Below are 24,982 nucleotides of genomic sequence, written 5' to 3'. Positions count from 1 at the left end.
TCGGTCTGATTCCCAGGAACGGGAAATTGTGCGGCAGAGACAGAGCCCCAAACCCGGCCCAGACGGGTCACGGAGACCGCGCCTCCGCAGATCAAAATGCGAAAAAGCCCGCCAACAGCGGGCCTTTTTCGTCAGTCTCTGGAAATGTGAAAAATAACAGACTGGGTGGTGGCGGACGCAGTCGGATGCGAACCCGTCTTGCGACCGTGCACGCGGCGGAATGGGAAAAATAATGGGAAAAGTTAGGCAAATCACTGCGACTCGAACGGCAAAATGCAGAAAACACCTGTGCCACAGGCATATCTGAGGATTTTGAGGTAAAAAAATAAATGGGAAAACACCTCATAGAATTGGGAAAATTGGCAAAAGAAATGGGAAACTTCTCAAGGTCTTTGATTCGCAATCGGTGAGTTGCACAAACCTTTATAAACGCCATGCTTGGGGGGCGCCGTGAGGACGCTGGCTATCAAATATAAAGACCCGCGCAAGCTCAAACCTCGCCTCAAAAACCCTCGCACGCATACGCCCCGGCAGGTCAAACAGATCGCCGCCAGCATCCAGGAGTTTGGCTTTATCAATCCCGTTCTGATCGACAGCTCGGACTGCATCGTCGCCGGCCACGCACGGATTGCTGCCGCCACGTCCCTTGGCATGACGGACGTTCCGACCGTCAGGGTCGACCACCTAAGCCCGACCCAAATCCGGGCCTACGTTATCGCCGATAACCGACTTGCCGAGAAGGCAGGATGGGACCCCAAGCTGCTTGCCTTGGAACTGCAGGAGCTTTCCGTCCAGCCGAATTTCGATGTGACGGTCACCGGCTTCGAGATGGCCGAGATCGATCTGACTATCGGCGAGGCGAGCGAGAACGAACTGGACGAGGCAGACGCCATCCCCGAGGTCGATCGCTCCCTGCCCGCAGTATCGCGGCCCGGCGACTGCTGGCAGATCGGCAACCATTTTCTGCTGTGCGAGGACGCCCTCAAGCCGAACAGTTATGAACGCCTCCTCGGGGGCAAACGGGCACAGATGGTGTTCACTGATCCGCCTTACAACGTACGGATCGCGGGCAACGTTTCTGGTTTGGGCAAGAATCGGCACCGGGAATTTGCCATGGCATCGGGCGAAATGACCCGGCGGGAATTCACGAATTTCCTGCGGCGCGCTCTGACGAATCTCGCAGAATTCAGCGTCGATGGCTCGATCCATTTCGTATGCATGGATTGGCGACATATCCGGGAGTTGGCCGATGCCGCCGATGATGCATATACGGAGCTCAAGAACATCTGCGTCTGGTCGAAAAGCAATGCCGGTATGGGCTCGCTATATCGCTCCGCTCACGAGTTCATTTTTGTCTACAAGAACGGCCGCGCCAAGCACATCAACAATGTCGAGCTTGGGCGATTCGGACGAAGCAGAACGAATATTTGGCAATATACCGGTATGAGTAGTTTTGGGAAGGACCGGGACGTCACACTTGCCGGACATCCGACTCCGAAACCACTTGCACTTGTTAGCGACGCCCTTCTCGACTGCTCGAAACGAAGCGGCATTGTGCTGGATGCGTTTGCCGGCAGCGGCACCACGTTGCTCGCCGCCGAGAAGACCGGCCGGCGGGGATACGGCATCGAACTGGATTCGCACTATGCTGATCTCATCATTCAGCGATTCGAAGGGATCTATGGCTTGAGAGCCATACATGTAGAGTCTGATTTGAGTTTCGATCAAATTCGGGTCCAGCGGACGGAGCGCAACAATAATGGCGAAGCGGATGCGGTTAACGCCAGAGGGAAGAAGTCGGATGGGCAAAAACCCGTCCGGCGGAAAGCAAACACTTCGCGCAAACACAACGCGCGACAAAGAAGACCCAGCCGCAAACAAAGATGAATATTCGATTGGCCACGGCAAACCACCGAAACAAACTCAATTCAAAACGGGCGATGGCCGAGTTCGGCCCGGTCGCCCCAAGGGCAGCAAAAATATTGCCACTCTCGTACTGGACGCCGCACGTGACCAAGTCACCGTAGCCATCGATGGGAAGAAGCGAAGAATATCGAAAGCTCAGGCAGCTGCGATACACCTCGCGAACGCGGGCGCAACAGGAAACGAAAAGCTGTTGTTGAAATTCATCGATTTGATTGCAGGCATCGAAGCACGCGCCGAAGCTGCCAGACCTTCCGACTACCCTTTTAACGATACCGATAAAACGGTGATCGAGGAAATCTATCGACGCCTGCGGCCATACGACGAGCGGGGGAGCGACTGATGACCCTATCTCCTGCAGAGATGACCGCCGAAATCTACCGGCAGGACCTGCTTGCATTCATCCACCGTTCTTTTCTTGAGCTAAATCCATCGGCGACATTCGAATACAATTGGCATCAGGAAGTAATTGCGCGAGCCCTCGAAGATGTTGCTTACGGTAATTGCAAAAGGCTCATCATCAATGTTCCACCGCGACACCTGAAATCTCACTCTGTATCCATCGCGTTCCCGGCTTGGTTCCTGGGACATTTCCCGGAAAAGCAGGTGGCTTGCGTCTCTTATTCCCAGGATTTTTCCGATACTTTGGCACGCCAGTCCCGTCGCATCATGAACAGTACATTTTATCAAGCATTGTTCGACACCAGGGTTTCTCCCAGAAGAGACACCGTAGCTGACTTCGAAACCACCCAGGGCGGCTTCCGATTCTCCACCTCAGTCGGAGGTGGGTTCACGGGTCGTGGTGGAGACGTCATTGTAATCGACGACCCTTTGAAGGCGGATGAAGCGCTGTCGGATGCACGACGCGACAGCGTGAATGAATGGTTCAACAATACGCTGCGGAGTCGTCTCAACAAGCAAGTCGAAGGTGCGATCGTTATAGTGATGCAGCGGCTACACGCCGACGATCTGGTAGCTCATGTCCAAAAGACGGAGAATTGGACAGTACTGTCGTTTGCGACGATCGCCGAGGAGGACGAATCCTACGAGATTCGAACGCCGTACCAAACCAGTCGGTTTCATCGAAAGGAAGGAGTGATTCTTCAACCGTCCCTGACGCCGTCCGCGACCCTGAAGGCGCTGCGCGAGACAATGACGCCGTACCATTTTGCGGCCCAATATCAGCAAAACCCGCAACCGCCAGAAGGCCACATCGTCAAGCGCGAGTGGCTAAAGTTCTATACTCCAGACAAGAAGCCTGCCGATTTTGGAACGATTCTTCAAAGTTGGGACACGGCCGTCAAGGACACCGAGCTTGCAAATTTCAGCGTCTGCACCACCTGGGGAGTTAAGGACAACAAAGCCTATTTGCTCGACATTTTCCGTAAAAGGCTTTTATTTCCCGATCTTAAAAAATCCGTCCAAAGTCTCGCTGAACGGCACAATGCGACGGTCGTTTTGATCGAAGATATGTCATCCGGGTCTTCTTTGATTCAGCAATTGCGTGGCGAAGGCCTTTCTAAGGTGCAGGCCGCGCCCACCCTGGACGGGAACAAGATCATGCGATTGTATGGCCAAACGTCGATGATCGAAGGCGGACGCGTTCTGTTTCCGAAATCGGCAGATTGGCTCGATACCTACTTGAACGAACTGCTGTCGTTTCCAAGCTCGAACTATGACGACCAGGTCGATTCCACAGTCTACGCGCTGGCTTGGATTACCCAAAATCCGAGATGGCGCGGCAATCTTATCAAGCAGGCGTGGATTCACTATTACACTGCCCTACCTGCAGATCAGCGATACAAGCGCGTTTTCTTATCCTGGGACACTGCGATCCAGGACGGCGGGCAAAGTGACTGGACGGTGTGCACGGTCTGGATGCGCCTTGGCGACATATATTATTTGCTGCACGTAGAACGTGGCATTTACGAGTACCCCGAATTGCGGAAAGTGTTCGTTGATCTCGTACAAAAATACGATCCAGAACAGATCCAGATCGAGGAAACTGCAATAGGTATAGCGCTCAAAAGCGACCTCAACTTACCGGGGCGCTCATCAATCAAACTTCAACCCATCGAGCAAGATCGGAAAGGTCGGCTCTATACACAGCAGGTCGCATTTAAAGACGGCGCTGTGCAGTTTCCCAAACACGCGTCATTCATGTCGCAGGTCGAAAAAGAACTTCTCAGCTATCCTTACGGAGAGACCGACGACATCGTTGATAGTATCAGTCTGGCTCTCAAATACGGTGGGACGGGATATGACACCACTTTGAGCTGGGTAGGATGAGGAATGGGACCCACACCACCATTCTTGAGACCCGTCAAGATCGCGTTGCCAACGTCGGTGTGTGTTTCGGCCCGGGTTTGGACGCCGATTCGGCGCCTGGGTCACTGTTCCCGCATCAATAGAATCAAAACGTTAGATTACGCGTGCGACCGATTGAGGGGGTCAAAGTTCAATCAGCATTCACAACCGGCGTACGGCCAATGACTGATAAGCTCACCAGAGCGCAGATCGTGGCGGCAAAGTTCGAAAGTGGAAAGGTCTTTTTTGCCCTCCTCCCCTCCGTGGCTACCGGATCTGGCGGCAGAACTATTCGCTTTCCCTCAATCGCGGCACGACGATCAGGTCGACAGCATCAGCCAGGCTCTCGCCCACGAATTCAGCGGGTATGACGAGACAATGAACTGGGTCAATTTCCTTTGACAGCAGCCTGGAGCCCGCCGATGCGGGCCCTCGTGCTGCTTGCCTCTCAGATCGAATTGTATTTTGGAACGCCCGCTGCAGCCGACCAATGGTGGCGCGACAGGCCGGAACCTTGGGCGCGCAGACCGTGTTGCGGTTGCGTAGCCGGTACGGCCTATGATGAAGGATCGGCTTTATGCATCCTTCCATTTGATCGAGCAGCCAATGGACGGCTGTTGGTCAGCGGGCGCCAGACCGGTGCTCGCAATCGCGCGCATGGCCTCGACAAGCTCTCGGGGCGCCTCCGCGCGGGGCGGAGTTTTGCGGCCTTCGTCGAGCCGACCGCGGTACTTGAGTTTGCGGTCAGCGCTGTAACCGAAGAAGTCCGGCGTACACACCGCCCCATACGCTCGCGCCACTGCTTGGGTCTCGTCGTGCAGATAAGGAAATGGGAAACCATGAGCCTTGGCGAAATGCTTCATATTTTCAAATGAATCTTCGGGATGGCTCGCCGCATCGTTCGAGCAAATCGCCACAAAACCAATGCCCTCCGACATGAGCACCCGCGCGTCCGCAGCCATGCGGTCGATCACCGCTTTGACGTAGGGGCAATGGTTGCAGATGAAGACGACGACGGTGCCCTTTCCGCCCGCAAGGTCGTCCAGTCCGTAAGTCTTGCCGTCGGTCGCTGGAAGCCGAAACTCCGGCGCCGGCGTATCGAAAGTGACCTGGGTGGTTGTCATCGCCATCTCGCATCTCCTTGTGACGGAAATAGAAATATATGTAATCGCGGAAGCAGCTGGCGTTCTGTGGGCCGTGAAGGCGAAAGCGAAGCCCGGGCGAACCGAACTGGCATTTCATCACCCGGAACACGTGCTCGACCTTGGCGCGGATTTTCCGAACCACGAAAAAGTCCATCGCGGCGATCCCGTCAGCGTGATTACGAAGGAACGTCTTCCAACCCTGCGATGGAGCCCTCCTCCGCGCCATATACTTGGCCACGCTGGTCTGGCCAATCTCGATGCCAAGCTGGAGAAGCCCGCCATGGATCCGCGGCGCTCCCCACAACGGATTGGCGACGCTCATCTCACGGATCAGCCGGCGAATTTCCAACAGCACCGCCGGTCGACCGCAGCGATGCCTCGATTTCCAGCGCCAATACAATCTGACACCGACACGATGCCAACGGATCACGGTGTCCGGTCGGACGATTGCCAGTGCATCATACATCTTGCGAAACAGTCGGCAGACACCTCCCAATATCAGTCTGTCAATCGAGATGAAGGGAGGTCTTTTGGGACGGGTTCGCCGCAATACATTGATTTGTTGCCTCAAGACCAGAATTTCTGCCTCAAGCGCTGCTCGCGACCGCAGCAGGTCCATCGCCATTCCAAAAATCAGTCTGCACAAATCCGACATCGGGCAGCAGCATCGCCCAATTCTCGATCAACCGCCAGCCGGATTTCTTTTGCGACAGGGACAGCGAAGATCTGATCGATCAGTGTATTAGCGCACGGGACGTGACGCACATTGGCGAGCGGCTCATGAACCAGTTCGGTACTTCAAGAACGAGTTCCTGCTTGATCACAACAAAGCCGACACTCCGATAAAATGTCGCGTTGATTTCTAGATCCGTCTCCAGCCATGCCGAGGCAGAGAGCGCATCCATACGCTGGCAGCAGTGCATCATTAAACGCCGCCCAATTCCGTGCCGCCGATATGCCGGCAGCACGACCAAGGGACCAATGTGCCAGTGCGGCTCGCGCGGGTCGTTCCGTTCCCAGGCAGCGAGCCAACGATGGACACGCAACAGAACCGCGGGCCGGATGCTGGTCAAGAGTGCAAGGCCAATGCGCAGCCTGCCACTCAGCGTCGGACGACACCGGCCGGGCTGGATCATGCCCAGCACGCCGATTAGTACACCATGCACGTAGGCGCCCAGCACCTCCCCATTGGAATGGGCATAGCGAACCAAATGAAAAAGGAACCGTAACAGGCGCTGTCGTCGTGGTGGCGCCCGGCGATTCGGGCCGCGCCTTCCGTCTCGGCTATGCCAGGTGGTGGCTGCCGCTAGCTATCGATTCCAACCGCGAATTGCGCAGCTTCAGGCGCTTCGAGCACGAACACGCCATCGCGGACTTCAGGGAAGTCGGCGACCTCGTGCGGGCGCATGCGACCGACAAGGTGATCAGCTCGCTGGTGCATGACCTGCCTTCGTCGGCCTCAGTGCCCCGGCAGTCCGAATTAGGCTTGCTGCGTCACCAGATGGGTCTGCAGCGGCCGAGCCGTTCGATCCGCGACATGATCGGGGCGATGCCGGAGAGCTTTGGCAAGCTAGCGCCCTGCGTGCTGATGTCACCGCTGTCGATCGCGCAGTATCTGCCGACCAACCACACCCTGTTCGATGTCGTGATCTTCGACGAGGCTTCGCAGATAGCAACCTGGGATGCCGTCGGCGCTATCGCGCGTGGTCGTCAGACAATCATTGTCGGTGATCCCAAGCAACTACCGCCGACGAACTTCTTCGGCCGCAACGATGACGACAGCGACGACGTGCCGGAGTTCGACCGCGATCTCGAAAGCATCCTCGACGAGGCCGCAGCATCCGGACTGCCGACGCGCCGCTTGCGCTGGCACTATCGCAGCCGCCATGAATCGCTGATCGCGTTCTCGAACTGGCACTATTACGAAAACAATCTGATCACCTTCCCGAGCCCGGTGACGCAGGACGAAGCAGTCTCGCTCACCTTCGTGCCAACCGGCATCTATGACCGCGGCAAAAGTCGCACCAATCGTGAGGAAGCGCGCGCCATTGCCGTCGACATCCGCCGCAAGCTTGAAGCCTGGCTGGTGCTGCCGGAGACGCAGCGGCAAACCATGGGCGTGATTACCTTCAACGTGCAGCAGCAAACCCTGATTCAGGACTTCCTCGACGACGCTCGGCGCGAAAACCCGGCGCTCGAATGGTTTTTCGCCGATGACCGCATCGAACCGGTGATCGTCAAGAACCTGGAGAACATCCAGGGCGATGAGCGCGACGTGATCTATTTCTCGATCACCTTCTGCCGCGATGCAGCCGGCAAGCTGCCGATGACGTTCGGCGCCATCAACCGCGACGGCGGCGAGCGCCGTCTCAATGTTGCGGTCACGCGCGTTCGCCGGGAGCTGAAGGTGTTTTCCGGCATTCGAGCCGACGATATCAATCTCGATCGCACGAAGGCCGTTGGCGTTCGCCATCTCAAGGCGTTCCTTGATTACGCAGTACGCGGCGCCATCGCGCTGCCGGCGCAGGACAGCGGCTCGCAAGGCAAAATGGAATCGCCGTTCGAGGAGGCCGTAGCCGTGCAATTGGAGCGACGCGGTTGGCAGGTGGTCGCGCAGGTCGGCGTGTCCGGCTATCGCATCGCCGTCGCGCCGCATATTGCCTTCCGCGCGCCGCAGGGCCCGGAACACCGCCGCAGCCTGGCCGAAATCTCGATCGCCGAACTGGCTGACTTCGTGCTGTCGCACCCCCGCGTGCTCGACGAAGGCGATCCTCCGCTAGTGCTGGCACGGCTCATGCTAGTCGAACGATTGGCCGCGCCATCCCGAGATCGGCTCATGGAGGCGATCGCGCAGGCTCGGATTCTGGACGTGTAGACTTGAAACCTTGAAACTCTCTTACTAGCCCTCAATGGTCGCCTTGCATTGCCTCGATTGAACGAACTTAAATTTAGAAAATCTCGTGCGCGATCAGAGGCACAAACTCCTCCGTCTCGGGTTTCTGCAACTTTCCCAATCGTGCTCGAACACCAAAGACGATGCCTTGCCCTAAGTTGATTGAACGAGGGGACACGGGATCCCGAAAGAGCTCTGCCCAAAATGGCGTGGTGACGGGCGAATCAGCTTTGGAAAGAATGAGAGCTAATTGATCGCGGTCAAAATCTAAGTGTTTCGTCGTCAGATAATTTGAGACTGATCAGGCATTACGAGAAGGGAGGCTCTGGTTCATCAGGGGTTAGAGTTTAAGCGGCCTGCAGTCGATGCTGCAAGCGGCGGTTTGCGATGGTCTCGCGCTTGATGCGCTGACCTTCTGAGAGGATCGTCTCAGCCCTGCCGAAGTAAACGTCGGCTGGCGTGAGGTTTTTGATGCTCTCATGATAGCGAACGTGATTGTAGTGCTCGACGAAGGCGCGGATCTGTCGTTCGAGATCTCCGGGCAGGTAGTAGTTGTCGAGCAGAATGCGGTTCTTCAGGGTCTGGTGCCAGCGCTCGATCTTTCCCTGGGTTTGCGGGTGATAGGGAGCGCCGCGCACATGCTGCATGCCCTTGCCTTCGAGCCAATTGGCCAGATCGTCAGCGACGTAGCTCGCCCCATTGTCGCTGAGAAGCCTCGGCCGGTGAGCAACGGTGATGTGATCAAGGCCCGATGCTGCCAGCGCCTGGTCGAGCGTGGCCGTGACGTCGGAGGCACACATCGTGGGACCGAGCCTCCAGGTCACGATGTAGCGCGAGAAGTCGTCGAGCACGGTCGAGAGGTAGTACCAGCCCCAGCCGGTGATCTTCAGGTAGGTAAAATCCGTCTGCCAGAGTTGGTTGATGGCGGTGGTCTTGTCCTTGAACTCGTTCGCGGCCTTGATCACCACATAGGCCGGGCTGGTGATGAGGTCGTGCGCCTTCAGCAGCCGATAGACCGAAGCCTCGGAGACAAAGTACTTCCGCTCATCGGTGAACCGCACGGCCAGCTCCCGCGGCGACAGCTCGGGAAGTTCCAGCGCCAGGTCGACGATCTGGCGGCGGACATCGTCGGGGATGCGATTCCAGACGCGGTCCGGTCGGGAACGGTGGTCAGCCAGCACCTCAGGCCCGCCGCCACGATAGCGATTATACCATTGGTAAAAGGTGGCGCGGGGAATACCGAGTTTGTCCAGGGTGCGCTTGGCGGGCAGGTGTGATTGCTCGACCAACTTGATAATCTCTGCCTTCTCAGATGCAGGATATCTCATTGTGTACCGAAAACTTATCCGAGTTGATGACGTGATGAAATCACCTAAACTGGCGAAATGATCGGGCTGCTCTGTTTCGCTTTGGCCGTCCTGGCCTCGCCATTCAAGTCGAAGTTGCGGCTTGAGGCTGAGAACGCGGCGCTTCGGCATCAGTTGATGGTTTTGCGGCGCAAACTGCGTGGCCGTGTTCGACTCGCAAACAGCGATCGCTGGTTCTTTGTCCAGCTGTATCGCTGGTTCCCGTCGATCCTTCAGGTTCTCACCATCATCCGTCCCGAGACGCTCATCCACTGGCACCGGTCTGGCTTTCGCTGCTATTGGCGCTGGAAGTCACGATCTTTGGGAGGTCGGCCGCAGATCGCGACGGGACTGCGCGCGTTGATCCGGCAGATGAGCATCGAAAATCCGCTTTGGGGCGCGCCACGCATCCACGGCGAACTGCTCAAGCTTGGGTTTGAGGTCGCTCAATCAAGCGTCGCCAAGTACATGGTCAAACGGCGAGGACCGCCACGCCAAGGGTGGCGGACCTTCCTGCGTAATCACGCACCGGATATTGCCGCTATGGACTTGTTCGTTGTCCCGACTATCGGTTTCGACGTGCTTTATGCCTTCGTTATCGTCCGGCTAGACCGCAGAGACATGGTCTGGATCAACGTCACAGCAAACCCGACGGCAGAATGGGTTGCACATCAGATAACGGAGGCATTTCCTTGGGATGATGCCCCAAAATATCTCATCCGCGATCGGGACCAAATCTATGGCGCGGTTGTCACCCGCCGATTGCGCGCCATGGGCATTCGAGACAAGCCTACCGCACCGGCTTCACCCTGGCAGAACGGCTTCGCCGAACGGCTGATCGGATCGATCCGGCGCGAGTGTTTGGACCACATCATTGTCTTGGGCGAGGCGCATCTGCGCCGAATTCTGAAATCCTATGCTGGCTATTACAACGGCGTCAGAACGCACCGATCATTGAACGAAGATGCGCCGGTCTCTCGTCAAATTCAGCGGACCGGGTATGAGTCATGCTGAAGGCGCTGCCTGGGCCGGAAACGCCCGACATCCGCCGGCGAGATGAAGCTTCCCAACCAGGACCTCGTAGGGTAAGGGCAACTCCCCGAGCAGCGTCTTGCTCTTCGGCACCGTCTTGCTACCTTTCTTCCGCTTGGCCATCGGGTAACCTCCGAGGTCAGGTCAGTCCGATCCTGCGTTCGAGCGCCAGGTCGGCCGCTTTGGTCAGCATGTTATCGGAGCTTGTCGTCGTGGGGAAGAAAGAGAGCATCGCCCATCACGAGGCCGGACACGCCGTGATCGCGCGCGTGCTGGACATCCCGGTAAGCTACGCGACCCTCGATGCACTCGACGGTGCCAGCGCCGTGGTGACGACGTCAAAGGCGACGCACCTCGCCCCCGACGACCTTGAGGCGCCGGAGAAGTACGCCATTGTGGCGCTGGCCGGCCCGCAGGCCCAGCATCACTATCGTCCCATGTCCCGCGCGGCCCAGAATCGCGCGTGCGACGGTGGCTGGCGCGTGGATCGCGCCAACGCGAGCAGCCTCCTGGCGATGCTGGTTTTGCGGCAGCACGGCAAGCCGGCGGTGCCGGGCAGCTACGTCGAGTTGGACGGCCCCGAGACAGAGGACTTCGGCCGCCTGTTCAGCCTTACGACCCAAAAGACTGCCGATCTAGTCGAGGAAAACTGGCCTGCGATCCAGCGCGTCGCTGCGGCCCTGCTGAGCCGTCCCGCACTTACCGAAGAGGATATCGACGCCCTAATCGCGGCTCACGACAACTAGAGCAACGGGTTGTCAGTTGGAATCGAAAGCGATTCACAAATCAGGCTGAAAATGATTCAAAGTATGCGGAGGTGATTTGCCATGCCGTATCCTTTGTCGAACGATCTTCGTGAACGTGTTGTGGCGCATGTCGAGGCGGGGCATTCCTGCCACCATGCGGCGGAGCGCTTCGGAACTTCGGTGTCTTTCGTCGTCAATTTGATGAGGCTCTGGCGGCAGACCGGCCGGGTTGATCCACGGCCTCGCGGCGGCTTCCGGCATGGCAAGCTCGCGCCCCACCGGGACTTTATTCTCGCTGCTGTGGCGGCCCGCGATGACATCACCATGCCTGAGCTGGCGAAAGAACTGTCGAAAGCCAAAGGCGTCAAAGCCGACCCGTCGACCCTTTCGAAGTTTCTGATCGCCTGCGGGCTCAGCTTCAAAAAAAACTCTTCGGGCCAGCGAACAAGACAGACCTGAACTGGCCAAGGCCCGGGCCGAGTGGAAAGTGGGCCGCCAGCCCATCATGCGCAAGCAGCGCGAGCGGCTGATCTTCATTGACGAGACCGGCACCACCACCAAGATGACGCGCCTGCGCGGACGCTCAACAAAAGGCACACGGTTGAACAGCAAGGCTCCCTTCGGCCATTGGGGCACGCAGACCTTCGTGGCGGGCCTCAAGTGCGACGGCCTCATCGCCCCCTGGGTCATTGATGCCCCAATGAACCGGGTGATCTTCGAGACCTATGTCGAAACCCAGCTCGCGCCCGCCCTCAAGCCAGGCGACGTCGTCATCCTCGACAACCTCTCCAGCCATAAAAGTGAGCGGGCCGAAAAAGCGATCCGGGCGCAAGGCGCATGGCTCCTGTTCCTGCCGCCCTATAGCCCGGACCTCAATCCCATTGAAATGGCCTTCGCAAAACTCAAGGCCCATCTACGCGCCAGGGCTGTCAGAACCATCGACGATCTTTGGAAGGCCATCGGCAACATCTGCGCGCTCTTCTCTCCGCATGAGTGCTCAAACTACTTCAATGCCGCCGGATATGGATTTAAATGAGCGCCCGATGCTCTAGCTGGTCTATTTTGTTCCGATGCTTAAATCTGCGTTCGAGCCCTGCCTTCCCTCCGGGGCAACCGCCGTTCCTGACCGTCCCGAGTGGATTCACGAGGTCAAGCACAAGGGCTGATCCATATGCGTGCGGATCACTTCGACCAACATCAACTCCGACAGGCGGTTGAGAACAGTTTGGCTTCCGGCGCGCTTGCTGTTCGCCTCCCTCGCGGCGAAGCGAATGAAATTATCGAGCAGTCCGTCCGACGTGGCTGTCCCGCCCCCACAGCGGATGAAGCGCGGCAGCGAATCGAGCAGCGGATTGAACGGGCGCACGTCGCAACTGAAAAAGCCGCAGATCATGGGCGTCGCTTGGGCCTCCGCTGCCGGCCGTAAGCTTGAATGGCGACGCATTGTCGTCGGCCGGCAGACAGGCGGTCTCAAATCCATCTTTTCCATGAGATTCAGTAAAGAGCGTTGAACAGCCCCTGGGGCATGGGCAAGCCAACACGCAACGAACAATTCGCAAAATACTACCTTCGCGCCGCCGGCGTCGCAGCCATGTGGATCGGCGTGGAGGGGGCATGTCGGTGCGCAGGACGTGGTCTCGATCGAGATCGAGCCCTGTCGCGTCGGCTACTCGCGTCCGATGACTCGACTTCACCGAAATAACGGATCTCTCCGTTTCGGCCGCCGTCTGCAACCGCGACCGCATTCAGCCTCAATACGCGGGGTTCGTCGAGCGTTTGATGTACCAAAGTCTCGCCGGCAACTTGAGAACAGGTCGAATGACCACGGTTTTGAACGGCAAAATAACTCCTGAAGGCGATGCCCGCCGACTGGTCGCGCAAGCGCAGGGTTATGGATGGCTGCCACCTTACATTTCCATATATCGCAAAGATTGAGAGGTGTCGCTCAACGGCGCGGCACCGCCTCACGACTTTCTGGAGGCAGAGAATGTCAGCCTTCGGTTGCTGTTGGCGCAGCCCGAAATCGATGCCCAGGGTTTGCTGGCTCAGGCCGGCATTGACGCCCGCGAGCGTGAGGCATCCGACAAGCTGCAGAAGCTGATCCTGGAAGAGCTTCATCATCGCATCAAGAATACGCTCGCGACGGTCAGCGCCATCGCCACCCAGAGCCTTCGCCACGTGAAGGGCGCCGAACACGCGCAGCACGCCATCGCGGGCCGGCTGCAGGCGCTCGGACGAGCTCACGATCTCCTTCTACAGGCAAGGTGGAACAGCGCCGACCTTGGCCATATCATCCGCAGCGCCACCGAGGCCTTCGACAATCCGGACGTTCCGAAATTCTCGATTGCAGGACCGGACATCCAGATGGCGTCGGGCGCCGTGATCGCCATAGCCATGACGCTCAATGAACTCTGCACGAACACCACGAAGTTCGGAGCCCTGTCGGAGCCAACTGGGCACGTCGACGTCGCCTGGACGCTGGATCCAAAGACGCAGCGCGTGCACCTGGCATGGACCGAAATGAACGGTCCAGTAGTTCACGCTCCGGAAAACCACAGTTTCGGGACGCGCCTCATCGAGACGCTAGGCAAGCAGCTCAAAGGGGATGTCCCGATCGCTGTTGAACTACGCGTCGGGCCGACGTTGGCGGAATGGATGTTACGCAGCCCTCGTGACGTGGGCAACTGGTTTGATCGTCATGCGATTGTGGTGAGCTTGAAGGGCCGCTCGTAGTACCGATAGTTGTTTGTGCGCCTTCAATCGTCGGAAGCCCTTGTTGGCCTCGATCATGCCGGCCGCGACCCATCGCAAGGCCATACCGGCATCCCGCCAGCGTTTGACGTTGCGGGTGACGCGGCGAATGGTGCCCATCATGTTCTCGGCGATGTTGGTACAGGCGAGCGATCGACGAAGCTCCTTCGGCAGCTTCAACCGGACAATGGTCAGGATTTCGTCGAGGCCTTCGAGGATGCTGGCCGCTACGCCGGGCCATTGCTGGTCGAGTCGACGCGCGAGATTGCGGATCAATTTTTCAGCCTTGTCGGCGTCATCGAGCTCCCAAGCCTGACGCAGCACCCGACGGGTGGCCGCATGATGCTCTTTCGGCAGGCGTTCCATGATGTTGCGCGCCTTGTGGATCTGGCAGCGCTGGATCGCAGCGGCCGAACCGAAGGTGCGGCGGATCGCCTTCGACAATGCCTTCGCGCCGTCGACGATAAACAGTCTTGGCATCGTCGGGTCGAGCCCGCGCGCGACCATGTTGTCCAGCAGGGCCTGAACCGTTGCGGCGTTCTCGCTCGCCCCTTCCACCAGCGCCAGCGGATGCTTATTGCCTTCGCCGTCAACCCCGATCGCGGCGACCAGCACGAGATCGCCGCCGAGATGCAACCCGTCGATTTGCACCACCAGAAGGTCGAGCGCGGATAGATCGGCAGCCATGAAGTCGGCCAGCCGCGCCGCCGACAGCGCTACGAACCTCCGCGAGGCCGCCGACTTCGAAACCCCCGATCCGGGCGGTGCCAGCACGTCACCCTCGGGCAGCCGGACAGCGCGACCGAACCGGCGCGTCGACACATTGATCAGCATCAGGTTCATCGCCCAGCGACCGAGCCAGTCCTCCTGCGCCGCCGTTTCCCAGCTCGGGATCGTGATCTCGCGGCCGTCCACGCCCCGGGCCCGCGGGCGCTCGACCTCGATCTTGCCGCCGTGGAAGCCGATCCGTCCCCGCGTTCGGCCCCAACGGTGCGCCCGCCGCGCCGCATCGCGACCGTGGCGCGGCCCGCAGGCCGCCGTGACATCCGCCTCCATCATCGTGCCGAGCACTTCGATCCCTGCCGTAAGGCAGAACCGATCGAAGCTCGCCCGCACTTCCGCAAACGCTTCGTCCACAGCTCCGGTCGCCGGCAAACCAGCCGGTGTGATATCTCTCGTCATGGCGTTGCTCTCCTTGTGGAATCAGCACCCCGAGCCTACCGGCTCAAGGTGGGCAACGCCGACCTCTTCAAAAATTCAACAGAACCCGGGACATCCCCCTGCTCAAGGGCGACGTGCAATTGACGTATCAGCCGGCAGGTTTCGTCTACGCGATCGACATGCCGTTGGCTTCCCTGACGTCAGCGGGTGGCGGCGGAATAAGTAAATAGAGGCGTTACCCGCGGAATCGATGATGCCGACGGTTCCTTGAGAGACCAACCAACTTATCTTCCTTGACCGTCAAAGCACTTGATAATGTGTGGTGATCTCGGAATATGATCACGGCCTGTCCACATTGCCGTCATAGGCTGTTGCCCGAGAATTTCACAAATGGAGTTTCAAGCCTAAGCCGTGAATATTAATCGGCGCCGAACTTGGCAGATGACCGCTCTCAAGGGATCAAGCGGGAGACGTGCACAACTTCGCCGATCGTATTATCCCCGAGCGTGGCATCCGTTATGGCCGCGCGGCGATGATCCCAACCTCGGCTAAGGCGAAGCGCCGCCCGAAGGCATACTTGAGGCGTTGATATAGCGATTTGGGATTCTGTGGAAAGCGAGGTCGAGTCTGCATGGCGTGGCTCCTTTGTTTGCCGAAGGCGGGAGCGCAACACTCTCAGTCACCGATAAAACGCCGGAGTCCGGGCGGTGAGGAGCGCTCAGAACGCCGCAAGCGCCGTTCATTATTCGACTTTTGCGGCGAGGAAGCCGAATCAGGGAGGCTCGATCCGTTAGGTGCTGCACCAAAGGGATGCTTCCGTCGTCCACCGGGCATTGCACTTAGAGCAGTGCCATTTGTTGGTAACGGCATGGAGCGAATATTGTGAGCTCACGGGTGCTGTTACGATATACCCGCAAGCGCAGGTATCAGTCCCCTCGGGTCGCGAACTTCGAATAGGCAATTCACGAGCGACGCGGTTTGCCCATTTGCGCTCTGAGCTTCTCTGAAGATGAATTGGATAGATGATAGCGTTCATAGCTGGCTCCCTCTGTGGGCGGGGAGCACGGGAACGTCTCTCTGTCGCCGGCGCCGATGATAGTGTGCTGGCGATTATTTCTATATGGGAAGCCCGGCGGCGGTCTAAACTCTGCCGCAAAAGCTGTTCGCAGATTTTTTAGGACTTCTGGAGTTACCAACTACCGACACGACACCAGCAGCAGCCAAAATCATCATGAAGTCGGTGACGGACCGAGATTCGGCGCGGCTTGCTCACCGCGGATCGCACGGTCGAGCGCGTCCACCAATCCCTGGATCTCCATGAATTTCGTTCGAGCGCGCTCTGCCTTGTCGCGGTCAAATGGCGCGGCGAGCACCTTGGCATGGGCATCGCGGTCTTCGATCATTCGATCCCGCGCCTTCTTCAATGTATCGAGCCGTTCACTCATGTCGGATCTCCCTGACGTTGAACTGGGACGGCCATCATCACCCGCCCATGGCTTTCATCAAGGCGGCGATTTCGATGGTCGCAAAATTGGAAAAGGTATCGGAGACCGCGTAAGGAAAGATGATCTTGTCGTTGTGTCGCATTGCGCCGCACGTATAAACGACGTTCGGAACGTATCCCTCTCGTTCCGAGGGGTCGGGCCGAAGCAAGGGCTCGCGCAAACGGCCGATCACCTTCGAAGGATCATTTTTGTCGAGCAACGCTGCTCCGATCGAATACTTCCGGACCGGTCCGACGCCGTGCGTCAGCAACAGCCATCCCTCGTCGAGTTCGATCGGCGATCCGCAGTTGCCGATCTGTACGAACTCCCACGGGAATTGTGGCTTCAAGATCGCCTGCCCGCCATCCCAGGTGTACAGATCATCCGAATAGATCAGATAGACGTTCTCGTTATCTTGTCGCGCGATCATCGCGTATTTGCCACCGATCTTGCGGGGAAATAGCGCCATGCCCTTGTTGCGCGCCGCGCTGCCGTTCAGCACCGACAGGCGAAACGAAACGAAGTCGGAGGTCTCGATCAGTTCGGACCGGATCGCCCGTCCGCTGTAGGCGGTATAGGTTGCGTAGTAAGTTCTTCGGCTGCCCTCGCGGAATTCAACGAAGCGCGCATCCTCGATTCCGTTGGATTGCGATGCCGTGACGGGAAAAATCACTCGCTCGCTGATATCTTCATCGGCCTGGAATGCGACCTCGATATCGTCTTTCTCAAGATCATAGACCGGATCGACGATCTTGGGGCTCGATGCAAGGCGGGCAGCGGAATCTACGCTGACGGTTCCGTCGGCAGCGATAACGCCGGATCGAAACGTCAACGACGACACATGGCCTTCGCCGACCGCGCGAAGGCTCAGAACAAACCGCAGACTGCCTTTCGGCGTGTCCGACTGATCCGGATGCGCCACGATGCTGGGATTGAATAGCGCGGATGCCTCAAACGAATATTCATTCAGGAAGTAAGCGCCAATCAGTTGGCGCTGTACCTGCGTGAAAGCGGCGTGCTCGGCCAGCGCGCCTTCCATCTCTTCGGCGCGCGTCTCGAATACCCGCAGCAGGTTGCGGTGCCGCCCCTGAAAATTCTCCAGGACGTCGGCCAACTGGCTCGCTGCGGCATCGGCATCAAGGCTTAAAACTCTGTCCACGATATGGTTGGCGCGGGTCTTGTCCGTCGGGTTGAGGTCGCGTGGCTCGGTTGCCGGTTTGAAAGACCGCACAATTACGCGGCTCGGGTCGGGCCGCAGAGATAGCGCCTGACGGTTCAGGAATGGATGTTGAGACAAGGAATCCTCGGATTGTTTGACGAGGTGTGAACGTTCGAGTTCGTCAGGCCACGCGCGGCAGGAGATTCGCGCGGCTCTCGCTGAGGCGCGCAATCTGGCGAATTTCGCAAAGACCTAGAAGATAAGACACCACGGATTCGCCCCCGCGATTCTCGTTGGGACGATCGGGGTGCAGGCCATCGCGACAGCTCCCGGTTTCCAGATCGACCAGAGAGACCGACAGATCATTGCTGCCGAGGAACCATGCGAACACGCGCGCCGCTTCGGCCTTCCACTCCACGTCATGATCGGCGCGCCACGCCGCAAGACAGGCGGCGATGGTCGCGGCCGCTTCCAGCGGCTGTTGATCGAACGCCTGGGGCGGCTTTCGCCTGTCGGAAAATCCTTCGGTGCCGACGGGTCTGAACTGACCGGTGGTGGAGGTCTGCTGCGTCACGAGCCAGTGCAGGGATTTCAGACCGGCTTCGAGATAGGCCGATGTCTTAGTGGCGATGCCGGTCAGGATCAGTGCTTGCGGCAAGCGAGCATTGTCATAGGCCAGCCCTTCCTCGAACCAGAGCCAGTCCGGCGTCTCGACCGCGGCAAGAATCGACATTAATCTATTCACGAGAAGAAGGCGAAGGCTGATCGCCCGCGCATCATTGACAACCGCGGCGCAGTAGGCGTCGAGCCCCAGCAACACGAATGCCCACGCGCGCGGTGAACCAAGTTTCTCCGCGGTTGACATGACGTCGGCGAACAGCGCCGCCGCCCATGTCCGCCGGGACGGGTTTGCGTCAGCAAGCGCACACACGCCCAACGCCCAGAGCGTTCGGCCATGGCTATCCTCCGATCCCGCGTCTTCAAGCCAGCTGCGATTGAAGCCCATGAAATTGCGGAAACGTTTCGTGTCGGGATTCCATGCATGCTGGACAAAAGCGGCGAAGCGGGCCGTCAGCACCTCAGGCAGGCGTTGCTCGCCGGGATTGTTGAGCGCGCATGCCAACAGCAGCGCGCGCGCATTGTCATCAATGCAATAGCCGTGAGAGCGATCCGGCACGCAGTGAACGGCGTGCTGAAACAGGCCGGTATCGTCGCACATCGACAGGAAATGATCGATCTGCATTTCCGGCGGAGCATGGCTGTCTCGCAACAACGTGCTGGTGTCCGATCGGGCAATCGTCTTGAGCCGATGCCTGCGGCCGGCATTTTCAAACACGGACATGTAGCGATCCGCCGTTCGTTCCCACGTCATGGAGCGGCTGCTCGAATAGGCACGCTTTCGCATCGCCTGCCGCAGCGCGTCGTTCTTCAGCAGCTTTGCAATCTCGCTGCCGATCGCTGCAGCATCGCCAAACGGCACCAGAATGCCGCGGCCGTCAGCAAGCAATTCCCTCGCATGCCAATATGGCGTGGAAACGACGGCTTTCCCCAGCCCAAAACTGTAAGCCAGCGTGCCTGACGTCATCTGGGCTTCGTTGAGATAAGGCGTGACGTAGACGTCGCACATGGAAATGAAATCGAGCAGCGTCTTCTGATCGACAAACTGATCCAGAAACACCACGTGATCCTCGACGCCGGCCTTGCGGGCGCGCTCGATGAGACTCTCACGATAAGCCTCGCCCTGATCCCGCACCAGGTTCGGATGGGTGGCGCCGAGAACGACGTAGACGGCATCCGGCCGGCTTTTGAGAATGGACGGCATGGCATCGATCATGACCTCGACGCCCTTGTTGGGTGAGAGCAGACCGAACGTCAGAATTACCGCTCTGTTGGTGAATCCGAGCTTGGCTTTGGCTCCGTCCGGCTCGACGAATTCAAACTCCGGAATGCCGTGAGGGATGACTTCGATCTTTTCGTCGGGCACCTGATAGACCGCGCGCAACAGTTCGCGGCCCTTTTCGGCCATGACGACGATCTTGGACGAAACCGCCACGATGCGCGAAAGCACGTCGCGCTGCGCGGTTGTCGGTTCGGACAGAACCGTGTGCAGCGTCGTGACGATCGGCATGGTGAGCCGCGACAGCAGCACCATGATGCGATCGCCGGCCTCGCCTCCGAAAATACCAAATTCGTGCTGCAGAGAGACGGCCTCGAACTTACCGCCGTTCAGGAAATCCGCTGCCCCGATATAGTCTTCGAGGCGGCTATCGTTGATCTGGAAACCGACGGTGGGCGGATAATCGTAGAGCTGATCATGATCGGTCATGGCCACGATGGTAGCTTCGAGATCCGGACGAGAGTCGGCGACGGCGCGCTGGAGATCGGTGGTGAAGGTCGCAATTCCGCACCGGCGGGGCAATGAGTTGCCAATCAACGCCATGCGATTCAGCGTGGTCATGTCTGTGCCTCCTGTTCTGCGAACGGCGGCAGGTGTTCGGACGCAGTCTGCGTTGATGGCGCGCACGCAGAAACCGGACCGGTAACGGTGCCGATATTGCTCTGCTGCTCAAGCGCGCTGGAATTTACATTCGGGCCGAGATAGGCGAGCAAGCCCATCACACCCTCATCACCGGTTTCGATTCCGGCCCGATCCGCGTCCGCAAAAATGGCATCGCCGCGAGATGCGTCGATCAAACCGATCCGGGCATGGCCTCCGAGAACCAAAACCCAGGTCTCTTCCGGCGCGTCGAGCATCCAGATGGAATTTACCGGAAGATCGAACTGCTCCAGTACAAAATGCGGGCTGACGACGAGCGCGGTTCTTGCTTCGGTCAGCTTATGCGGCGGTAGCTGAGATTCGGCCGGTCCTGTTTTGGCAACGGCCACGGCATGATCGACATGCAATTCACGTTGCCGTCCATAGTCGAACAGGCGAAAGGTGGCGTCGCTTTGCTGCTGGATTTCCGCAAGAACGATTCCGGCGCCGATGGCATGAATGGTGCCCGCAGAGACGAAGATCGCATCGCCGTTACGAACCGGGCGCCACTGCACCTTATCAGCGATGGAACTGTCTTCGATCGAAGCGCGCAACTCCGCTGATGACAGCGGATGTTTCAAACCAACGGCAACCTGCGCGCCGGGCTTCGCAGAGAGAATATACCAGGCCTCAGTTTTGCCGTTCGGCAGGCCGATGGACCGCGCAAAATCGTCGTCCGGATGAACCTGAATGGATAGCGGCTCGGCTGTGAACAACAACTTGAGAAGCAACGCCGATTTTGGCGCGACGGCATCAGCACGTTCGAACCACAGCTCACCGATCGCATCTCCGTTTGCAGGTGCCGCAGCCCATGGCAGCAAATCGGTGCTTCCCCAAGGCTTGCGATGCATTTGCATAACGGCATGTTCGATCGTCACATGGCCTCCCGGGCCTCCGGCTCACAAATCGAACCGACACGAGATGGGGTAACGCCGCTCACTGCTGTGAGCGCGGCGCGATCCTGATTTAAAAGCTAAGCTAATGCGTCGTTCGCGATGCACAGCATCGCGGTTCAGGTGGCGGCAACGAAATCTTCATGCCCACATTCAGCGGACGTGTCGCGACCGAGCTTTAACAAGGTCGAATTGCTGCCGAATTCCGCGCCAGCGCTATAATTAGGCGCTTCGTATTCATGCGCTCTTTCAAGCCAAGTAGCCATGGCTATCTTGGCACAAATGCCGCCCGATAACTGAGAACCCGTCGGCTTCGCAGCCGACGGGTTCCATCACACTTCGATAACCTGGAGAACGCCTCCCATTGAGAGACGCGCAGCCGATCTAGAGGTCCCAGTACATCCGTGGGTATCTCAAATCGGCGGATTTAATCGACGCGAAGGTTTTCAGCACTGGTCTTGCCGCGCATGCTGTCGGTCTTGGCTTCGAACGAAACCTTCTGACCGTCATTGAGGGAACTCAGACCAGCGCGTTCGACCGCGCTGATATGAACGAAGATATCCTGTCCGCCACCGTCAGGCTGAATAAAGCCGAAGCCCTTTGTCGCGTTGAACCACTTCACTGTTCCAGTTGCCATTATAGTCTCCAAGATGCGCGAAAGCGCGTTCGCTCGCACGACGTCCGTGCAAGTTTGATCCGAGTTCAGCGATGTCTTGGGGAGTAGAGCCGGTTTCGGCGCGGTCAACAAGCCAGAGCGACAGTTCGAATTTGACCTACATATGGTGACTTAGGGAAAATACAAGGGCCCGGTCAAATCACGTCACATTTGGTGTCCTGCGTTATGAGGGCAGGTCCGGAATTAATAAATAGCTATTAGACCGGAAAGAGCGCACGTCTACGGAATGTCGCCTCAAACGCAATTTCTCGTGCAGGCTTTTAACGCCGCAAAAGGCGACCAGTTGAAGCCAGACAGGCCGATTGTGTGTCGATCAGCAGAGGGCGCCCGTCGGACCGCGCAGAGGCTCGCACTGTCCAAGGCAGGCGTCGTTGCCTTCTCGATAACCTCTGATGATGAAACCGGCGACTATGACGAGGAGCCGACGGTCTTTTATCGGGAAGGACAGATCCCAGACGAATTTAGTGCGATGCCATGACGGGCGCGCTGTCGATGCTATTTTCTGAAAACGGATTACCAGATCTTCCGATAACTTTGATCGAACCGCATCGAAACCGGGAAGGCGTTTGGCGCATCAAGTTCTGCTACGCAGATCGTGAACCGCTCTCCATGAGTTCGGTTCAGGCTTCGACATTGGCCGACAACCTTCATCAAATAAGTGAAACCGAGTTGGCCGACGAGATCGACGACGCAGTTCGAAGTACGAAACGCTACTGCTCGATGTGAGTGCGCTGTTTAAAGAGACGCGTTCTCAACGAGAGGAGATCCCCGTGGCAAAAAGCAATCGAGAGTCGAAGAAGCCAAAAAAGGAAAAGGCAAAGATCATCGCGGCAGCACCAAGTCAAAAGGGCACTGTGGCCTGGCAGCCAAACTTCGGTGCGGGCAAAAAGAAGCCGTGAGCCGACAGCTATCGAGGCATGACCGCCATCAAAGTTATCGAATTAGCTTCTTGCTTCATTGGGTTGAGTATTCGCGCTCCCGCTGAAGTGTACTGGGCTCTGGATGCGACCCCTGTCTTGAGCAGGTCTCGCAAAGCCGGTTTCGCGTGCGAGACAGCCAGTCGGCGGCCGCGCCATGCTGACCACCGTCACCGCGGATACCAGAAGGTTGTGCACCGCTGTGACGAGAATAGAATAGAACTTGGCGAGAAGGTTGTCCGATGCTGATTGATTGGGCGGAGTGGAAGGCGGAGCGAACTTCGGTCGCAAGCCTGATCCTGCAGACATCATAGATGACACAAATCGTCCAGCCGCCTTTGGCGCTGCGGCGTAAGGTGAGGCGGGCTGCGCCACAAATAAACGCAGTCGTCCTGTACAGGTGGCGACAAAGCCTGACGATACAAGGCCTTCACCGCACGATGACGTGGCTCGCGTTGCCTTCGGCTGAAAGTTATCGTTAGCGAGCCGGGCCGAAAGAGCGCATTATCCGGACATGTTCAACTATGACGCCAGCGCGGACCTCTACACGAAGCGCTCCGGCATGAAGGCGCACCGGAAAACGACGTACCGGCGCTTTTCGAACGCGGCCGAGGCGATCCATTTTGCCATGGAAAGCCTCACGCCAGAGTTGCTTGAGAATGCGCTGCTCGAGGTCGGCGAGGAGCGGTTCACCGTGGACCAGATTCGCAGCCTCTATGACGACATAGCATTTCCGCTGCGGCGAAACAGGCGAGACGGATCATGACGACCCGAACGCGGCGGGAAACAGTTTACTTCAAACATCCCTTCAACATGAAGGGCGTCGGTCGCCTGCTGCCCGCCGGTCCTTACGAGATCGTCACCGACGACGAGATGATCGAGGGGTTGTCGTTTTCCTGCTTTCGCCGTGTCGCCACCATGATCATGGTGCCGAGCGCAGCCTCGCATACAGCGACGATGGAAATGGTGACTATCAGTTCGGTCGATCTGTCGGACGCGCAGCGCAACGACGCGAGTGCATCACATGAGTGATACTCCTGTCGATCTCGACAAGCATCGCGGCATGGCCGCGCAAAAGGCCACCGATATCCGCCGCGTGCTGGCGGAGATCGAGACCCATGCGAAAATTCTTCGCGAACAGCAGGGCATCCTCGAAATAGAGCTACTGGCGGTTCCGGCCGCCTCGTGGCACGAGGCGGCCGCGAAGGCCCGCTACGTGCTAAACTTGTATGCCGCGAGCCTCGCCGACACCGATACCCATCATCGCGACCTCGTCGCGGCCGTGATCGCGGATTTTGCCAGGCTCTCCGGTGAAGGCTGAGGGCGAACAGGTTCGCCTGGGTCGGACGCGGACTGCTCCGCAGCGGCTCGATGAACGTGAAATCGAGCGCCGGATATCTGGTGCGCTCGCTACAGGGAAGGAAACAATGTCATGACGCTGACACGCGGAGCCTTTCGCGGCTTCGAATTCGACCGCATGGTCGTGCTGTTCTCGATGATGAACGACAAGGTGGAAATCCCCTGCGCCATCAGCACCGACGCGCTGGACAGCCTGGGAAAATCCGGGCGCATCGCGCCTGCCCAGCGCGCGGCGCAGTTCGAGCGATTACGCGACCGGATCGAGGATTGCGCGATCCGCAAGTTCCAGAACTCCGAATTCGAGGGCAAGCCGCCCGGTCTCATCCTGCGCAGCACCGACTTTCGCTGACGGGACGCGACGGCCAAACGACGGGCGCCGTGCCCATATCGCCCAACTCGTTTGCCCCTTGGCCTTCAGCCCGATGTCCACGAGCCGCCGAATGGCTTCCGGCCGCCACTCGGAAAGGACCCTGTTGACGTCAGTAGCTCGGCTTCCGATGGGTTCTACAGTCGTACGGCCCATCCTTTCCCGAACCCTTGATGTTGGCGTTATAAAACTTGCCCATCGATGGCGCCGACATGAATGTATTCAAGGTTGGCCTTGGCATCTCGCAGTAGGAATAAGCAGTAGGGATAATATGTATCCCGATATGT

General features: G+C 58.4%; 26 protein-coding genes and 2 pseudogenes. 16 read left to right on the top strand and 12 right to left on the bottom strand.

The window, feature by feature from the left end:
- Nucleotides 1–450: 450 nt before the first annotated feature.
- Genes V4R08_RS15010 through terL form a run of 3 tightly spaced genes read left to right on the top strand, consistent with a single transcriptional unit; the run spans nt 451 to nt 4,212 of the window.
- On the top strand, nt 451–1,887 hold the full coding sequence (locus V4R08_RS15010) for a site-specific DNA-methyltransferase (protein WP_335580076.1): 1,437 nt from the start codon (nt 451–453) through the stop codon (nt 1,885–1,887).
- Nucleotides 1,802–2,266, top strand: a complete 465-nt coding sequence (locus tag V4R08_RS15005; RefSeq protein ID WP_335580075.1) for a DUF5681 domain-containing protein — start codon at nt 1,802–1,804, stop codon at nt 2,264–2,266. The genes V4R08_RS15010 and V4R08_RS15005 overlap by 86 nt, the downstream gene beginning before the upstream one ends.
- A complete protein-coding gene (terL, locus tag V4R08_RS15000) occupies nt 2,266–4,212 on the top strand; it encodes a phage terminase large subunit (RefSeq protein WP_335580074.1) in 1,947 nt (648 codons plus the stop codon). Before V4R08_RS15005 ends, terL begins: the two co-directional genes overlap by 1 nt.
- 593 nt (nt 4,213–4,805) lie before the next feature.
- Here the strand turns inward: terL and V4R08_RS14995 are convergent.
- Nucleotides 4,806–5,360: a thioredoxin family protein gene (locus tag V4R08_RS14995; RefSeq protein WP_335580073.1), complete on the bottom strand. Its 555-nt coding sequence runs from the start codon at nt 5,358–5,360 to the stop codon at nt 4,806–4,808.
- On the opposite strand from V4R08_RS14995, the gene V4R08_RS14990 reads away from it, so the two are divergent.
- Complete coding sequence (locus tag V4R08_RS14990; protein ID WP_335580072.1) at nt 5,335–6,105, top strand: hypothetical protein; 771 nt, start codon at nt 5,335–5,337, stop codon at nt 6,103–6,105. The two genes, V4R08_RS14995 and V4R08_RS14990, sit on opposite strands and share 26 nt — an antisense overlap.
- A gap of 4 nt (nt 6,106–6,109) precedes the next feature.
- Here the strand turns inward: V4R08_RS14990 and V4R08_RS14985 are convergent, their stop codons facing one another.
- Nucleotides 6,110–6,586, bottom strand: coding sequence for a GNAT family N-acetyltransferase (locus V4R08_RS14985; RefSeq protein ID WP_335580071.1), 477 nt, complete (start codon nt 6,584–6,586; stop codon nt 6,110–6,112).
- A 35-nt stretch (nt 6,587–6,621) separates the two neighbouring features.
- On the opposite strand from V4R08_RS14985, the pseudogene V4R08_RS14980 reads away from it, so the two are divergent.
- Nucleotides 6,622–8,016, top strand: a pseudogene (locus tag V4R08_RS14980) (DEAD/DEAH box helicase); the annotation flags it as partial.
- 599 nt (nt 8,017–8,615) lie between these two features.
- Here the strand turns inward: V4R08_RS14980 and V4R08_RS14975 are convergent.
- Nucleotides 8,616–9,605, bottom strand: a pseudogene (locus V4R08_RS14975) (IS3 family transposase); the annotation flags it as partial.
- 369 nt (nt 9,606–9,974) lie between these two features.
- Here V4R08_RS14975 and V4R08_RS14970 point away from each other — a divergent pair.
- Entirely contained in the window at nt 9,975–10,628 is a 654-nt protein-coding gene (locus V4R08_RS14970; RefSeq protein WP_335580070.1) for an integrase core domain-containing protein, read from the top strand.
- Here V4R08_RS14970 and V4R08_RS14965 read toward each other — a convergent pair.
- Nucleotides 10,620–10,769, bottom strand: a complete 150-nt coding sequence (locus V4R08_RS14965) for a hypothetical protein (protein ID WP_335580069.1) — start codon at nt 10,767–10,769, stop codon at nt 10,620–10,622. The genes V4R08_RS14970 and V4R08_RS14965 overlap by 9 nt on opposite strands.
- A gap of 89 nt (nt 10,770–10,858) precedes the next feature.
- Here V4R08_RS14965 and V4R08_RS14960 point away from each other — a divergent pair, with 89 nt between their 5' ends.
- Both V4R08_RS14960 and V4R08_RS14955 read left to right on the top strand, forming a co-directional pair.
- Nucleotides 10,859–11,392 (top strand): hypothetical protein, encoded by a 534-nt coding sequence (locus V4R08_RS14960; RefSeq protein WP_335580068.1) that lies wholly within the window; start codon nt 10,859–10,861, stop codon nt 11,390–11,392.
- An 81-nt stretch (nt 11,393–11,473) separates the two neighbouring features.
- A protein-coding gene (locus tag V4R08_RS14955) for an IS630 family transposase (protein WP_442935650.1) occupies nt 11,474–12,428 on the top strand; the annotation gives its coding sequence in 2 pieces (ribosomal slippage) (nt 11,474–11,793 and nt 11,792–12,428; 957 coding nt in all).
- Between the two features lie 105 nt (nt 12,429–12,533).
- On the opposite strand, the gene V4R08_RS14950 is transcribed toward V4R08_RS14955, so the two are convergent.
- Nucleotides 12,534–12,836 carry a cupin domain-containing protein gene (locus tag V4R08_RS14950; RefSeq protein ID WP_335580067.1) on the bottom strand — a complete coding sequence of 101 codons (303 nt, stop codon included), beginning with the start codon at nt 12,834–12,836 and terminating at the stop codon, nt 12,534–12,536.
- A gap of 494 nt (nt 12,837–13,330) precedes the next feature.
- On the opposite strand from V4R08_RS14950, the gene V4R08_RS14945 reads away from it, so the two are divergent.
- Nucleotides 13,331–14,125 carry a sensor histidine kinase gene (locus tag V4R08_RS14945; RefSeq protein WP_335580066.1) on the top strand — a complete coding sequence of 265 codons (795 nt, stop codon included), beginning with the start codon at nt 13,331–13,333 and terminating at the stop codon, nt 14,123–14,125.
- Here the strand turns inward: V4R08_RS14945 and V4R08_RS14940 are convergent.
- The 6 genes from V4R08_RS14940 to V4R08_RS14915 all read right to left on the bottom strand — a co-directional run bounded on the left by V4R08_RS14940 (nt 14,051) and on the right by V4R08_RS14915 (nt 22,013).
- Complete coding sequence (locus V4R08_RS14940) at nt 14,051–15,325, bottom strand: IS256-like element ISNha10 family transposase (RefSeq protein ID WP_335580065.1); 1,275 nt, start codon at nt 15,323–15,325, stop codon at nt 14,051–14,053. The two genes, V4R08_RS14945 and V4R08_RS14940, sit on opposite strands and share 75 nt — an antisense overlap.
- A gap of 1,208 nt (nt 15,326–16,533) precedes the next feature.
- Nucleotides 16,534–16,749, bottom strand: coding sequence for a hypothetical protein (locus V4R08_RS14935; RefSeq protein ID WP_335580064.1), 216 nt, complete (start codon nt 16,747–16,749; stop codon nt 16,534–16,536).
- Between the two features lie 37 nt (nt 16,750–16,786).
- A complete protein-coding gene (locus V4R08_RS14930) occupies nt 16,787–18,085 on the bottom strand; it encodes a glycoside hydrolase family 130 protein (protein WP_335580063.1) in 1,299 nt (432 codons plus the stop codon).
- Between the two features lie 43 nt (nt 18,086–18,128).
- Entirely contained in the window at nt 18,129–20,405 is a 2,277-nt protein-coding gene (locus V4R08_RS14925) for a glycosyltransferase family 4 protein (RefSeq protein WP_335580062.1), read from the bottom strand.
- Complete coding sequence (locus V4R08_RS14920; protein ID WP_335580061.1) at nt 20,402–21,361, bottom strand: class I mannose-6-phosphate isomerase; 960 nt, start codon at nt 21,359–21,361, stop codon at nt 20,402–20,404. The genes V4R08_RS14925 and V4R08_RS14920 overlap by 4 nt, the downstream gene beginning before the upstream one ends.
- 442 nt (nt 21,362–21,803) lie before the next feature.
- On the bottom strand, nt 21,804–22,013 hold the full coding sequence (locus V4R08_RS14915; protein WP_011509387.1) for a cold-shock protein: 210 nt from the start codon (nt 22,011–22,013) through the stop codon (nt 21,804–21,806).
- A 265-nt stretch (nt 22,014–22,278) separates the two neighbouring features.
- Between V4R08_RS14915 and V4R08_RS14910 the strand changes: the two genes are divergently transcribed.
- The 7 genes from V4R08_RS14910 (at nt 22,279) to V4R08_RS14880 (ending at nt 24,677) form a co-directional block, all read left to right on the top strand.
- Nucleotides 22,279–22,530 (top strand): hypothetical protein, encoded by a 252-nt coding sequence (locus V4R08_RS14910; protein WP_335580060.1) that lies wholly within the window; start codon nt 22,279–22,281, stop codon nt 22,528–22,530.
- Nucleotides 22,527–22,778 (top strand): hypothetical protein, encoded by a 252-nt coding sequence (locus V4R08_RS14905; protein WP_335580059.1) that lies wholly within the window; start codon nt 22,527–22,529, stop codon nt 22,776–22,778. The genes V4R08_RS14910 and V4R08_RS14905 overlap by 4 nt, the downstream gene beginning before the upstream one ends.
- A 44-nt stretch (nt 22,779–22,822) precedes the next feature.
- Nucleotides 22,823–22,951: a hypothetical protein gene (locus tag V4R08_RS14900; RefSeq protein WP_335580058.1), complete on the top strand. Its 129-nt coding sequence runs from the start codon at nt 22,823–22,825 to the stop codon at nt 22,949–22,951.
- Between the two features lie 532 nt (nt 22,952–23,483).
- Nucleotides 23,484–23,735, top strand: a complete 252-nt coding sequence (locus V4R08_RS14895; protein WP_335580057.1) for a hypothetical protein — start codon at nt 23,484–23,486, stop codon at nt 23,733–23,735.
- Nucleotides 23,732–24,001: a hypothetical protein gene (locus tag V4R08_RS14890; RefSeq protein ID WP_335580056.1), complete on the top strand. Its 270-nt coding sequence runs from the start codon at nt 23,732–23,734 to the stop codon at nt 23,999–24,001. Before V4R08_RS14895 ends, V4R08_RS14890 begins: the two co-directional genes overlap by 4 nt.
- On the top strand, nt 23,994–24,290 hold the full coding sequence (locus V4R08_RS14885) for a hypothetical protein (protein WP_335580055.1): 297 nt from the start codon (nt 23,994–23,996) through the stop codon (nt 24,288–24,290). The genes V4R08_RS14890 and V4R08_RS14885 overlap by 8 nt, the downstream gene beginning before the upstream one ends.
- A gap of 111 nt (nt 24,291–24,401) precedes the next feature.
- Nucleotides 24,402–24,677 (top strand): DUF1488 family protein, encoded by a 276-nt coding sequence (locus tag V4R08_RS14880; protein WP_335577866.1) that lies wholly within the window; start codon nt 24,402–24,404, stop codon nt 24,675–24,677.
- A 130-nt stretch (nt 24,678–24,807) separates the two neighbouring features.
- On the opposite strand, the gene V4R08_RS18235 is transcribed toward V4R08_RS14880, so the two are convergent.
- Nucleotides 24,808–24,963 (bottom strand): KTSC domain-containing protein, encoded by a 156-nt coding sequence (locus tag V4R08_RS18235; RefSeq protein WP_442935688.1) that lies wholly within the window; start codon nt 24,961–24,963, stop codon nt 24,808–24,810.
- Nucleotides 24,964–24,982: the final 19 nt, after the last annotated feature.

It is taken from the genome of Nitrobacter sp. NHB1 (assembly GCF_036964665.1).
Lineage (GTDB): Bacteria > Pseudomonadota > Alphaproteobacteria > Rhizobiales > Xanthobacteraceae > Nitrobacter.
This window is presented reverse-complemented; position numbering and strand designations above follow the sequence as displayed.